17 protein-coding genes are annotated in these 13233 nt (G+C 41.9%); 11 read left to right on the top strand and 6 right to left on the bottom strand.

Going from position 1 to position 13233, the window contains the following annotated elements; translation table 11 throughout:
- Positions 1–371 precede the first annotated feature (371 nt).
- From PSH50_RS19805 to PSH50_RS19795, 3 genes are all read left to right on the top strand, one after another.
- Positions 372–584, top strand: a complete 213-nt coding sequence (locus PSH50_RS19805; RefSeq protein ID WP_273609991.1) for an EF-hand domain-containing protein — start codon at positions 372–374, stop codon at positions 582–584.
- Positions 585–713: 129 nt separating this feature from the next.
- Positions 714–926, top strand: coding sequence for a calmodulin-like protein (locus tag PSH50_RS19800; protein WP_004588042.1), 213 nt, complete (start codon positions 714–716; stop codon positions 924–926).
- A 178-nt stretch (positions 927–1104) separates the two neighbouring features.
- Positions 1105–1320 (top strand): EF-hand domain-containing protein, encoded by a 216-nt coding sequence (locus tag PSH50_RS19795; protein ID WP_004588041.1) that lies wholly within the window; start codon positions 1105–1107, stop codon positions 1318–1320.
- Positions 1321–1404: 84 nt separating this feature from the next.
- Here PSH50_RS19795 and trkA read toward each other — a convergent pair whose 3' ends face one another.
- The 4 genes from trkA to def form a co-directional block, all read right to left on the bottom strand.
- A complete protein-coding gene (trkA, locus tag PSH50_RS19790; protein WP_004588040.1) occupies positions 1405–2781 on the bottom strand; it encodes a Trk system potassium transporter TrkA in 1377 nt (458 codons plus the stop codon).
- Positions 2782–2856: 75 nt separating this feature from the next.
- On the bottom strand, positions 2857–4152 hold the full coding sequence (rsmB, locus tag PSH50_RS19785) for a 16S rRNA (cytosine(967)-C(5))-methyltransferase RsmB (protein WP_004588039.1): 1296 nt from the start codon (positions 4150–4152) through the stop codon (positions 2857–2859).
- Positions 4145–5098: a methionyl-tRNA formyltransferase gene (gene fmt, locus PSH50_RS19780; RefSeq protein ID WP_256851888.1), complete on the bottom strand. Its 954-nt coding sequence runs from the start codon at positions 5096–5098 to the stop codon at positions 4145–4147. Before fmt ends, rsmB begins: the two co-directional genes overlap by 8 nt.
- Before the next feature lie 21 nt (positions 5099–5119).
- Positions 5120–5626 (bottom strand): peptide deformylase, encoded by a 507-nt coding sequence (def, locus tag PSH50_RS19775; RefSeq protein WP_004588037.1) that lies wholly within the window; start codon positions 5624–5626, stop codon positions 5120–5122.
- Between the two features lie 119 nt (positions 5627–5745).
- Here def and PSH50_RS19770 point away from each other — a divergent pair, with 119 nt between their 5' ends.
- From PSH50_RS19770 to hemF, 6 genes are all read left to right on the top strand, one after another.
- Positions 5746–6867: a LysM peptidoglycan-binding domain-containing protein gene (locus PSH50_RS19770; RefSeq protein ID WP_248444326.1), complete on the top strand. Its 1122-nt coding sequence runs from the start codon at positions 5746–5748 to the stop codon at positions 6865–6867.
- 31 nt (positions 6868–6898) lie between these two features.
- Positions 6899–7990, top strand: a complete 1092-nt coding sequence (gene dprA / locus PSH50_RS19765; protein WP_004588035.1) for a DNA-processing protein DprA — start codon at positions 6899–6901, stop codon at positions 7988–7990.
- Position 7991: 1 nt separating this feature from the next.
- Positions 7992–8465: a DUF494 family protein gene (locus PSH50_RS19760; protein WP_004588034.1), complete on the top strand. Its 474-nt coding sequence runs from the start codon at positions 7992–7994 to the stop codon at positions 8463–8465.
- Positions 8466–8562: 97 nt separating this feature from the next.
- On the top strand, positions 8563–9138 hold the full coding sequence (locus PSH50_RS19755; RefSeq protein ID WP_138579980.1) for a type I DNA topoisomerase: 576 nt from the start codon (positions 8563–8565) through the stop codon (positions 9136–9138).
- A 21-nt stretch (positions 9139–9159) separates the two neighbouring features.
- Positions 9160–9723 (top strand): L-threonylcarbamoyladenylate synthase, encoded by a 564-nt coding sequence (locus PSH50_RS19750; RefSeq protein ID WP_054983829.1) that lies wholly within the window; start codon positions 9160–9162, stop codon positions 9721–9723.
- Between the two features lies 1 nt (position 9724).
- Complete coding sequence (hemF, locus tag PSH50_RS19745) at positions 9725–10675, top strand: oxygen-dependent coproporphyrinogen oxidase (protein ID WP_055255674.1); 951 nt, start codon at positions 9725–9727, stop codon at positions 10673–10675.
- A 93-nt stretch (positions 10676–10768) separates the two neighbouring features.
- On the opposite strand, the gene PSH50_RS19740 is transcribed toward hemF, so the two are convergent.
- Positions 10769–11206: a group II truncated hemoglobin gene (locus PSH50_RS19740; protein ID WP_029773006.1), complete on the bottom strand. Its 438-nt coding sequence runs from the start codon at positions 11204–11206 to the stop codon at positions 10769–10771.
- A gap of 53 nt (positions 11207–11259) precedes the next feature.
- On the opposite strand from PSH50_RS19740, the gene aroE reads away from it, so the two are divergent.
- Together aroE and PSH50_RS19730 are read left to right on the top strand one after the other, a co-directional pair.
- The gene (gene aroE / locus PSH50_RS19735) at positions 11260–12084 is read left to right on the top strand and encodes a shikimate dehydrogenase (RefSeq protein WP_126005383.1); all 825 of its coding nucleotides are present in this window, start codon (positions 11260–11262) and stop codon (positions 12082–12084) included.
- Positions 12081–12341: a DUF1488 domain-containing protein gene (locus PSH50_RS19730; protein ID WP_024031321.1), complete on the top strand. Its 261-nt coding sequence runs from the start codon at positions 12081–12083 to the stop codon at positions 12339–12341. Before aroE ends, PSH50_RS19730 begins: the two co-directional genes overlap by 4 nt.
- Here PSH50_RS19730 and PSH50_RS19725 read toward each other — a convergent pair.
- Positions 12324–12860 (bottom strand): gamma carbonic anhydrase family protein, encoded by a 537-nt coding sequence (locus PSH50_RS19725; RefSeq protein ID WP_029773008.1) that lies wholly within the window; start codon positions 12858–12860, stop codon positions 12324–12326. The two genes, PSH50_RS19730 and PSH50_RS19725, sit on opposite strands and share 18 nt — an antisense overlap.
- Positions 12861–13233 lie beyond the last annotated feature (373 nt).

Here is a 13233-nt window from a genome sequence, read left to right as displayed (position 1 = left end):
AAAATCAGATGTATAGATTAGTTTTACGAGTGAGTTATTTTAATACGTTAGCTCCCCTCACGGCTAAAATTTAGTCTCTTTTTTCGATAAATCTTCACCCTTACAATTTACGCCGAAAATTGTAGCTTTTTTCTTTTATGTAACTAGCTGTTTTTATTGTATTTAAAAACTTAGCTTTACCCTTTGTTGCTAGTTTGCAACATAAAACCCCCGCAAATTTATCAAAAATAGCCAAGCACTAATTTAACTGATTGAAATTAATAAACTTTTAAAACTTGGCATTCAAGTTGTAATAGTCTGGCTGTACTGAACAATAACGTGATTTAAAGTAAAACACTTAATCGCACACATATACTTGAAGGAATTATATTATGAAAAGCATTAATAAAACTTTAGCACTTATCGCCCTTGCTTCATCATCAGCGGTATTTGCAGCAACCGATTTTGATACGTTAGATGTAGATGGCAGCGGCACAATTAGCAAATCAGAGGCATCAATTGATGCAAAACTGATGAGCATGTTCTCAGAATTAGATACTGACCAAGATGGTGAGCTATCAAAAGAAGAATTTTCAGAAGCTTAAAGTGTGGTAACAATCCTGAGTTGCCAATGACAACCTAAGTAGGCAAGGGAGCTTACGAAAAAGGATTACAAGGATTACGTACACCACGTAGTGAACTTAACTAATTTGTTTATATTGAAGGATTAAATTATGAAGCATTTAAATAAAGCACTCGCATTTATGGCTATTGCCTCTTCTTCTGCTGCCTTTGCAGGGACTGATTTTGACACGCTAGATGTAGATGGCAATGGTGCCATTAGCCAAGCTGAGGCATCGGTTGATGCGGATTTAATGGCTGAGTTTGTTGAGCTTGATACCGACGGAAATGGTGAGCTTTCAAAGCAAGAGTTCTCTAAATACTAGGGTGTGATGATCTTTGCCAATTGAGCGCAGGACAGCGCATGTTCACTTAGCAAAGAGTCATTTTCTCTAATCCAATGTGCATTAAAACTTAATAATGCACATTGGCAAAAGCACTTTTTAGTTAATTTTTAAACCCATGGATCTTAGAAAAGGATTTCCTCTTAATTAGGACACAACTATGAAAACATTAAATACAGCACTTGCCGTTATCGTATTAGCTTCTTCATCAGCGGCGTATGCTGCAGTCGACTTTGCCTCGTTTGATGCCGATGGTGATGGTGCAATTTCAAAGCAAGAAGCGCAGGTAAATTCACAGCTAGTGAAAATTTTTGACCAGCTAGATACTGATGGTAATGGTGAAATTTCTGAGCAAGAGTTTTCAAAAGTACAGTAATTAGAAGCTGCTAAGCAGGGTTGCCTAGCATTAAAAAACATACTCCACTAAAGCCGCCTTAGTCAGCGGCTTTTTTGTGTTTAACTATAAAAATATAGCGCTAACTTGGAATAGCTTTTCTACTACGTTGATATGCTTTTTATCGATTAAAAACATAATAACGTGATCACCAGACATAATAACGGTGTCGTCGTGGGCAATCAGTACGTCGTCATTACGTACAATAGCGCCAATCGTTGTACCTGCAGGTAGCTTGATATCGGCAATCGCACGGCCAACTACTTTTGATGTGTTTTCATCGCCATGGGCAACGGCTTCAATGGCCTCTGCCGCGCCTTTACGTAACGAGTACACATTAACAATATCGCCACGGCGTACGTGTGTAAGTAGCGCCGAAATAGTTGCTTGTTGTGGTGATATAGCAATATCTATTTCACCCCCTTGCACTAAATCTACATACGCACCACGCTGAATAAGCACCATGGTTTTTTGTGCGCCCATGCGTTTTGCAAGCATGGCCGACATTATATTTGCTTCATCGTCGTTGGTTACGGCAATAAACACATCAACTTGTTCTATGTGCTCTTCAGATAGTAGTTCTTGGTCTGAGGCGTCTCCACAAAACACGACGGTGTTATCTAGCATTTCAGAGAGTTGCTCAGCACGCTCTTTACTGCGCTCTAATAACTTAACGCTGTGGTTTTTTTCCAGTGAGCGAGCAAGGCCTGCACCAATGTTACCGCCACCGGCTATCATAATTTTTTTGTAAGAACGCTCAAGTTTTTGTAGCTCGTTCATAACCGCACGAATATGCTTAGTGGCAGCAATGAAAAATACTTCATCGTCCGCTTCTATTACCGTGGTGCCCAGTGGTTTTATAGCTTTACCTTGGCGATAAATTGCTGCTACACGGGTTTCTACATTCGGAATATGCTCTTTTAAAGCAGAAAGCGCATAACCCACTAATAAGCCACCGTAGTAAGCTTTTACAGCCACAAGAGAGAGCATGCCATCGGCAAATTGCAGCACTTGCAACGCGCCTGGGTAATCTATTAAACGGCGAATATATTTGGTAACAAGTGCTTCGGGGGCAATATAGTGATCAACCGGGAGGTCATCGTTATGAAATAGCTTTTCGCGGTATTTTAAATATTGCTCTGATCGGATACGGGCTATTTTAGTGGGCGTATTAAAAATACTATACGCGACTTGGCAGGCCACCATATTGACTTCATCTGAGCTGGTTACCGCAATAATCATGTCGGCGTCTTCAGCACCTGCACGTCTGAGCACATCTGGGTGAGCACTGTGCCCCGTGACCCCTTGTAAGTCGTACTTATCTTGTAGCTCTCGTAAGCGGTTGCCGTCTATATCAACAACGGTTATTTCGTTTTGTTCGCCAACTAAGTTTTCAGCAAGCGTACCACCGACTTGTCCGGCACCGAGTATGATTATTTTCATTATTTACCCGAATTACTGTTTAATTAAAAAAATAGCCATTTACTGTTTAATAAATGGCTATTGAGTGTACGGCTATTAGGCTTTTTTAACTAGCTTAGCGTAATAAAATCCGTCGCTTTCACCTGGTAGTAATTGTAAACCAGGGTTGGTAACTGTGTCGTTGTCGTGCAGTGGTATATGCTCAACGTCACTATTATTAGCTAAAAATTTAGCGACTTGCTGTTGGTTCTCTTGCGGCAGTACCGAACAGGTTGCGTATATCATTGTGCCGCCTGGTTTTAGTAGCGGCCAAATGCTATTGAGTATATCGCTCTGTAGTGTAGCTAAATCTTCAATGTCTGATGCGCGGCGAAGCCATTTTATATCTGGGTGGCGGCGTATAACCCCGGTTGCCGAACAAGGGACATCTAATAAAATGCGGTCAAACTGTTGCTCATCCCACCATGTGTGTGGCTGCGAAGCGTCTGCACATTGTAGGTCTGCGCCTAAACCGATACGGGTTAAATTTTGTTTAACACGTTCTAGGCGAGTGGCGTCACTATCAAGTGCTAATACTTCTGCATCAGCAAGCTCTAATATATGACATGTTTTACCGCCAGGTGCTGCACAGGCATCTAAAATGTATTCATCAGCTTGAGGTGCTAAAAAGCGTGCGGCTAATTGTGCTGCGGCGTCTTGAACTGAGCAGGCGCCCACATCAAATTCTGGCAACGAAAATACATCACGCGGCTTAGCTAGTTTAATACCATCAACAAACTCAGGGTTTAACGTGTGCTCTATATCGTTAGCCGTTAACATTTCGCTGTATTGTTGCGTGCTGTATTGGGCTTGATTGACACGTAACCACATAGGGGCTTGTTGTTGGTTTTCTTCAAGAAGCGCTTCCCAGTTGTCTGGGTAGGCAGCTTGCACTTGTTTAATAAACCAATTTGGATGGTTATATAAACACACTGGTATTTGCTTGGCTTTTTCTTCAAGCTCGCTTTGTTGGCGCTGAAAGCTACGCAAAATAGCGTTGATTAAGCCTTTTAAGCCTAATGCACGCATTTGGCCAAGGGCATTAACGGTTTCAGAAATGGCGGCATGCGGTGGCACGCGCATATGCTGCAGCTGATAGATACCGACATATAACAAAAACTGAAAAATACGACGCTTACCTTTAAGTGGCTGTTCTACTAAATGTTGGCAGTAGTTTTCAAGGCTAGGTAGGTAGCGCAACACGCCGTAACAAATTTGCTGTAATAGCGCTTTGTCTTTAGGGGGCAGGCCTTGGCTGGCAAATGGTAGCTCTTGATTTAGCGAAGCGCCTTTATCAACCACGTTATATAAAGTTTCAGCGGCAAGCGCACGTACGTTTTGAACATTACTCATTGTTTTCGCCTAATACGGTGCCAGGAGTTACCCAGTCACTGCGACCGTTTAAAAAGTCGCTAATTGCCATTGGTTTTTTACCTTGGGGTTGCAGCTGTGTAATACTTAATGCCTGCTTGCCACACGCCACTACAATGCCGTTTTTATCGCTTGATAAAACAACGCCCGCACGGCCTGTTTGCTCAACTACTGAGGCTTGGTAAATTTTTACGCTGTGCTCACCCATTTGAGTAAAACACACTGGCCATGGATTAAATGCACGAATATTACGCTCAATTTGTACGGCATCCATCGTCCAATCAATATTTGCCTCCTCTTTTGAAAGCTTTTTAGCGTAATTTGCCAGCTCGTCGTTTTGCGGCTCAGCTATAAGCTCGCCATTGGCTAACTTATTAATGGTTTGAACAAGTGCTCCGGGACCAAGTTCAGCCAGTTTAGTGTATAAACTGGCACTGGTTTCATCCGCAGCAATAGGGCAGCGGCTAATGTGCAGCATGTCGCCGGTATCAAGCCCTTCATCCATTTGCATTATGGTTACGCCGGTATCTTCATCGCCAGCCCAAATTGCGCGCTGTATAGGCGCAGCACCGCGCCAGCGCGGTAAAATAGAGCCATGCACATTTAAGCACCCTAAGCGTGGCGCCTCTAAAATGGCTTTTGGTAAAATTAAGCCATAAGCCACCACTATCATGATATCGGCATTTAAGCTTTTAAGCTCAGTGAGTGCGTCTTCATTTTTTAATGATTGTGGCTGAAAAACAGGTAGCTCATGTTCAAGCGCAAGCGCTTTTACTTCACTGGCTTTTAACTTTTTACCACGCCCAGCAGGGCGATCTGGTTGGCTGTAAACTCCAACAATTTGGTGTTCGCTTTGAATTAACGCTTGTAGGTGACGAGCGGCAAAGTCCGGCGTACCGGCAAATATAATGCGTAGTGGTTTTGTCACTGAGTTTTCCTAAGGTGCTTATTACTTCGCGGCAAATTTAGCTTCTTTTTCAAGCTTTTTGCGAATACGTTGACGCTTTAATGGCGATAGGTAATCAATAAATAGTTTACCTTGTAAGTGATCTAGTTCGTGTTGAATACAAATAGCTAATAGCTCATCTGCATCTAGTACAAATTCTTCACCATTTTCGTTAAGAGCAGCAACGGTTACGGTTTCAGCACGGTCTACTTTTGCGTAAGAGTTAGGCACTGATAAGCAGCCTTCTTCGCTAATTGTTGCACCATCTTTTTTAATAATTTGTGGGTTAATTAAAACCAGTGGTTCGTCGCGTTCTTCTGATACGTCGATCACCACAATACGTTGATGAATATCAACCTGTGTAGCAGCTAGCCCAATGCCGTTTTCATCGTACATTGTCTCTAGCATGTCTTTTACAATTTGGCGAACGTTGTCATCAACCTGTGCAACTTCTTTTGCTACCGTACGTAAACGCTCATCTGGAAATCTTAAAACTTCTAACCTAGCCATAGTTACCTTTTTACACTTGTGCTTAATTTAGGGTATTGTATGCTCTTATTTTAGCCATTCGCGTTCCCCTTTAACAGGTTTTGGTCAATAATAATGAAAAAACAATACAAGGAAGCCCAATGAAATCTCAATTGGCTGCAATTATGTTTGCACTAAGTACTGCTTTTCCTGCAGTCGCTGATGTTTTACAAATAAAAAAAGATGCTCCAAAACAATATGTTGTAAAAAAAGGCGATACCCTTTGGGATATTTCCGGCATTTATTTAGAAGAACCATGGCTGTGGCCAGAGTTGTGGCAAATGAACCCGCAAATAGATAACCCGCATCTAATTTACCCAGGCGATGCACTCGCGTTAGTGTACGACGCCGACGGTAACCCGCGTTTGGTGATTAATAAAGCGTACAGAAAATTATCGCCGCAAGGGCGTATTACACCAAAAGGTAATAACGCCATCACCACTTTGCCACTTGAAATAATTAAACCTTATTTAAGTTATGAGCAAGCGATTAACAGCGATGACATAGATGATAAGCCGTATATTTTAGGGGCAAACGAAAATACTAAAACGCAAACTCTCGGGCATATTTTATACGTTAAGGGCGATTTAAAAGTACATAAAGCATATGCTATTTATCACAAAGGCGAACCTTACATAGATACACAAACCGGTGAAGAGCTAGCCACTCGCGCTACTTATGTCGGTATGGCTCGTGCATTTAGAACGGGCGATGAACGCAATGGCGTACCATCGTCTTTACGGGTTGAGTCAGTTAAACAAGAAATACAACAAGGCGATTTTTTACTCCCTGCTATGCAAGGGCAAATGTTACCAGCGTACTTTAATATGCATCGTCCAAAGCAAAGTGTATCAGGCAGTGTTATTGACTCGCCGCGCCAAGTAAGAGAATTCAGCACAATGGATGTAGTGGTGCTAAACTTAGGTGCTGAGCAACAAATTGAAGTTGGTCATATCCTCGATTTAGAACGCCAATCACCCACCGTTATTGATGGCCCTCGAGGACCGCGTTATCCAGAGGATTCGAGCAAATTTGAAAAGCTTTTATCTGATGCAGGTGAATTATTTGGCAGCGAGCCAGATGAAGACACCACAACATGGACAATGCCACACGAAAAAGTGGGTGAGTTAATTGTATTTAAAGTGTATGACAAAGTGAGTTATGCATTAATAACAAAAAATCAGCACCCAATTCGCGTTGGAGATAGTGTAGTAATTCATTAAGTTGTAGCGAGTCGGTGCTCTAGGAGAGAGCATGGATCAGTCATCTGGCAAGCTAGCCCACTGGCTTGCCTTTTATATGTGTAAAGGCTTAGGTATTAAAACACTGTTAGCCTTATCACATACTCACCCCCTCGAATCATTATTTGATTTAAACCAAAGTGAATTACAACAGCTTGGCCTTACCCAAAACCAAGCCTGCAACTTACTCAATACCAATTGGCAGCAAGTAAACCATTACGAGCAACAAATACAGCAGCTTAATATTACAGTGGTGTGTATTTTTGATGCGCTATACCCAAACGAGCTAAAACACATAGCCAGTGCCCCTTTACTGTTATTTTGTAAAGGCGATATATCGCTATTATCTAGCCCGCAAGTGGCTATTGTTGGCAGTAGAAACGCGACCCCTACGGGGCTTGAAATAGCTTCGGAGCTTGCTTATCAGCTTACTTTAGCCGGTATTACTGTTACCTCGGGCATGGCGCGGGGTATTGATGGTGCCGCGCACAAAGGCGCATTGGCCAATAATGGCAAAACAATTGGTGTATTAGGGACTGGGGTTGATATTTACTACCCCAAACGCCATAAATTATTAACAGACCAAGTATTAGAGCATGGCTTATTAATAAGCGAGTTTTTACCGGGTACCGCTGCTAATGCGCATAACTTTCCACGCAGAAACCGTATTATATCTGGGCTGTCTTTAGGCGTGGTTATTGTAGAGGCTGAAATTAAAAGCGGTTCATTGATCACGGTACGTTACGCTATTGAACAAAATAAAGAAGTGTTTGCAGTACCAGGCTCTATTAAAAACCCATTATCGCAAGCGAGTCACTTTTTAATAAAGCAGGGCGCTAAGTTAGTCGAAAATGTAACAGATATTTTAGATGAGGTGAGCTTTTCTTATCAAAGCGGTCTATATAATAAAGAGGAGCCTGTAAACAAACAGTCACAGTGTGAGGTGTTAAATAGTATAGGGTATGAGGTAACCAGTGTTGATGAAATTGTACGTCGCGCCAAGTGGCCAATTGATAAAGTGCTGGCAAGGTTGCTCGATTTAGAGTTAGACGACGAAATAGAGCGAGTGTTAGACGGGTATATAAAGCTAAGCACAGGAAGGTAATATGTTTGATATTCTCATGTATCTTTTTGAAAACTACATTCACAGTGAAGCCGATATTTATATTGAAGAAAACGAGCTTACCGATGAATTACTTCGCGCGGGCTTTAATAAGACCGAAATTTTTAAAGCGTTAAACTGGCTTGAACAATTGGCCGATTTACAACGCAGCGACGAGTCGCCTTATTTAATTACAAAGCCTCACCAAGCAATGCGCATTTTTACCGATAGCGAATGCAAAATGTTAAACGTTGAATGCCGTGGCTTTTTGATGTTTTTAGAGCAAATAAGGGTCGTTAACAGTGTAACCCGTGAAATGGTTATGGACCGCCTAGCCGCATTAGATAAACCTTATATTTCGCTCGATGACTTAAAGTGGGTGGTGCTTATGGTGCTATTTAACGTACCTGGCTCAGAAGAGGCTTACGAGCAAATGGAAGACCTTATATTTGACGAACCCACCGAACTTCTACATTAAAATTGTATGCCAAACCACTTAAACATATATGCACAGCTTGTATCTTTAAGTGGTTTGGGTATATTAGGCGAAAATTCAGCAACCCATTAGGAACCTCATGAGTAAAATCGACCATTCGCTTTTCTCGGCGGATAAACACGCCTTAGAAAAAGAATACGAAGTCTGCCCACAATGTGGTTCTGAATTAGTGATCCGTAACTCTAAAACAGGTCCGTTTTTGGGTTGTGCTAGTTACCCTAAATGCGACTTTATTCGTCCATTAGCGCATCACGACAGCAACGAAATAAAGGTGCTTGAAGATTCAGCCTGCCCACAGTGCACAAAACCGCTGGTGGTTAAAAATGGCCGTTATGGCATGTTTATTGGGTGTACAGGGTACCCTGAGTGTCATTATATCGCTCACGATGAAGAACCTAATAATAACGATGATGAATTACCTGGGTGTCCTAAATGCAAAAAAGGGCAGCTAGTTGCACGCAGCAATAAATTTGGTAAAACGTTTTACTCATGCGATTGTTACCCAAGCTGTAAATATACTCTAAATAACAAACCCATAGCCAAGCCATGCCCTAAGTGCGATTGGCCGCTTGTTATTGAGAAAAAAATGGCCAATGGTACTGTGCTACAGTGCCCACAAAAAAGTTGCCTGCATAAACTTACCACTACTGATTAATATAAATTTCTGGAGCATATTTTGTCAGACCTTTCTACATTGCCTACGGCTATATCTTGCTTAGAGCAAGGTGAAGTTATTTTATATCCTACTGAAGCTGTCTATGGTTTAGGGTGTGATCCAGATAATCAGCAAGCTGTTGAGAAGTTGCTAAAAATAAAACAGCGTCCCGTTGAAAAGGGCCTTATTTTAATCGCCGATAACTACGGCCAGTTATTAAAGTATGTTGACGATGTAAAGCTGCCAATGGACAAGCGCGCTGATATTTTTTCTAGTTGGCCCGGTGCTATTACCTGGGTAATGCCTGCAGCTAAAAATACGCCTAAATGGTTAACAGGGCAGTTTGATACGATTGCAGTACGGGTTACTGATCATCCAAGTGTTAAGCGCTTATGCCAGCAATTAGGCAAGCCTCTTGTCTCCACTAGTGCTAATTTAACCGGACAGCCAACCGTAACAAGTATTGAACAAGCCAAGCAGCAATTTGCAGATAAGGTAGGCTGTTACATTGATGAGCCCTTAGGGGGCAACACGCAGCCAAGCACAATTAAAGATGCCATGACCGGCAAAGTATTTAGAGGTTAATATGCAAAGCGAATTATTAGAACAAGTAAAAGCGTATTTTATGGCTTTGCAAGACACCATTTGCCAAGGCTTAGAGCAGGCCGATGGCAGTGCAAAATTTGTAGAAGATAGCTGGCAACGTGCCGAAGGCGGTGGCGGACGTACGCGTGTTACCACCAACGGTAATGTAATAGAGCAAGGCGGCGTTAACTACTCGCATGTGTTTGGTGCATCTATGCCGGGCTCTGCGACCGCTCATAGACCAGAGCTTGCAGGGCGAAGCTTTCATGCATGTGGCGTTTCATTAGTTATTCATCCAAAAAACCCACATGTTCCTACAAGTCATGCCAATGTACGCTTTTTTATAGCTGAAAAAGAAGGCGAAGAGCCTATTTGGTGGTTTGGCGGAGGGTTTGACTTAACGCCTTTTTACCCCGTTTTTGAAGATGTACAGCATTGGCACCAAGTCGCACACGACATTTGTGCACCATTTGGTGAACAAGTGTATCCAAAATACAAAACGTGGTGTGATGAATATTTTTACCTAAAACATCGCGACGAAACACGCGGTGTAGGCGGCTTATTTTTTGATGACTTAAACGAGCTAGGGTTTGAGCAGAGCTTTGCATTTATGCAATCGGTTGGTAATGGCTTTTTAGATGCGTACTTGCCTATTATTGAGCGTCGTAAAAATGACGAATACACGCAACAGCAGCGCGACTTTCAATTGTATCGCCGCGGTCGTTACGTAGAATTTAACCTTGTGTGGGATAGAGGTACTCTATTTGGCTTACAAAGCGGTGGGCGCACAGAGTCTATATTAATGTCGATGCCGCCACTGGCGCGTTGGGAATACAATTATAAGCCCGCGCCCGACAGCGCAGAGGCTAATTTGTATCAATACTATTTACGTCCACAAGAGTGGCTAACCACTAAACCTACTGATTTGATAGCCAGAGAGTGGCAGTTATAAATATTAAATTAAGGTAGGGGCTGTTTAATCCGCAAAGCTCAATAAACCCTAATAAAAGGCGCTTAACAGCGCCTTTTTGCTAAGCAGTTACAATTAGTGCTCATTAATCATATGGGTGGCAAGTTGTCCAAAAGACTGCTTTAACCCTTCGCGCAGTAGGGGGTTGTCTACTTCTATATCGAGCGTTTTATTCATGCAATACATCCACTGATCGCGCAGGTCTTTATTTATAGTAAAAGGCATATGGCGTTTGCGCAGCATAGGTTGGCCATGTTTTTCAGTAAATAGGTTAGGGCCGCCTAACCAACCTGATAAAAATTCAAAAAACACTTGGCGAATTCTATCTAATGGCAGAGGATGCATATCATATAATGGTTTGGCGTATTCATCGCTGGCCATTATGTCGTAGAATCTATTAGCAATAGCACGGGTACCCGCTTCTCCACCAATAATTTCATACGGTGTTTTCTCAGGAGTGGGCGCTGGTTGCTCAGGAGCTGGTTTAGATTTTGAAAAAAGTCGTTTAATCATATTACTTATCATCGTTAATAGGCAGTGTATAGCTGCAAAGAGGTTGCTTTAAAATGGACAAATATGCGGTTTTTGGAAATCCAATCAAACATTCAAAATCCCCCGCGATACATAAACAATTTGCTGTATCTTTGGGTGAGCAAATCGACTACCGCGCAATATTAGCACCTATCGATCACTTTGAAAAAACAGTAACCACCTTTTTTGAGCAAGGCGGAATAGGTGCCAATGTTACTATGCCATTTAAAGAGCAAGCGTATGCCATGGCTGATGAGCTCACCCCACTTGCTAAAATTGTTGGTGCAGTTAATACACTTAAAAAACGCGATGATGGCACTTTGTTAGGCGATAACACCGATGGCGTGGGCTTTGTTAATGATTTACTTGCCAATGAAGTGACAATTACCAATAAGCGTATTTTAATTATTGGTGCTGGTGGTGCAGCAAGAGGGGTGATACTACCGCTACTTGAGCATAATCCAGCTGAAATAACGATTGTTAATCGCACGGCAAAAAAAGCGCAAGACTTAGCGCAACTATTCGCTGAATATGGCAAGGTAACAGGCTATGGGTTTGATACATTACCTGTAAGCAATTACTCACTTATCGTAAATTCTACCTCTAGCAGTATGAACAACGAGTTACCAGCACTTGACGAAAAACACCTAAGCCAGTGCGCGGTGGCATACGATATGTTTTACTCCCAGCAAAATACCGTATTTATGAACTGGGTTGCAGAGCATAATAACCACGCTAAGCTGTTAGATGGCAGTGGTATGTTAGTAGGCCAAGCTGCACAGGCATATTATGTATGGCGTAATAAAATGCCCGCCATACTTCCTGTTGTTAAAGCACTAAAACAAGGCATGCTTAAATGAATCAAGCCATACAGTTTATAGATAGACTCGAGTTTAGAGAACCTTCCCACCAACTAGTCTTTTTTGCACAAGTAACAGGGATGCTGGTGGAGTGTATTATAGATTTACGAAAGCTAGGGCTTCAAGATGAAAGCCATGCAACGCAGCATTTTGATAAATACCGATTTGATTACGAAGAATGTGCCGAGCAACTTATAGAAGATGAAAGTTATAACTCGGCAGGGCAGATAGAAGTGAATCTAGTTGATCTCTGCTAAATACTCGTCTTTTAATTGCACATAGTTATCTGCCGATACTTTTAAAAAGGCAAGCTCTTGCTCTGTTAATGGGCGGGCTTGCTTTACTGGACTACCAACATATAAATAACCAGACTCCAATCGTTTATTTGGCGGTACTAATGAACCCCCACCAATAATAACGTCGTCCTCTACTATTACATTATCCATTACAATAGCGCCCATACCGACAAGTATACGATTTCCAAGCGTACATCCATGCAGCATCACCTTGTGTCCTACTGTCACATCATCACCAATAATAAGTGGGTAACCATCTGGGTTACTTTTAGTCGCGCGTGATAAATGAAGAACACTACCGTCTTGTATATTTGTACGTTCACCAATACGTATATAGTTAACATCTCCTCGCGCTGCCACTAAAGGCCATACGCTACAGTGGTCACCAATCGTAATATCTCCTACCAAAACAGACGACTCATCAACATAAACAGACGAATTAAAAGAAGGAGTCACACCTTTATAAGAACGGATAGCCATATATATACCTTTTAAATACCAGTTATAGTCGCTTGAGTGTAACAGCAACACTTAAATATAGGCCAGAAAAGGCCTGTTTTGATTATAAAACTACCAGTTATAGAGGGTTTAGTTCACATATTGACCGAACGGTGCTTTTTTTTGGTTTTTCTTTAAAAAAGTGCTTGCGTAAAAATCTGTTCTCCCTATAATGCGACCCCACTGAGACGGGGAACGCCAACGCATAGCGAGGCAAGAGCTGCTCACAGAGTTAAGTAAAACTTCGGTTTTAAATCTTCTAAAAAGAAAGTTTAAAATTAAGTGTTGACTCGAGAAATAAAGGATGTATTATACGCATCCCTAGCGACAAAGTCGCAACGTTCTTTAACAATAT

It is taken from the genome of Pseudoalteromonas sp. Angola-7, assembly GCF_028599255.1.
GTDB classification, from domain to species: Bacteria; Pseudomonadota; Gammaproteobacteria; order Enterobacterales; family Alteromonadaceae; genus Pseudoalteromonas; species Pseudoalteromonas atlantica.
Note: the sequence above shows the minus strand (reverse complement) of the source record. Positions and strands in the feature narration are given on the sequence as shown.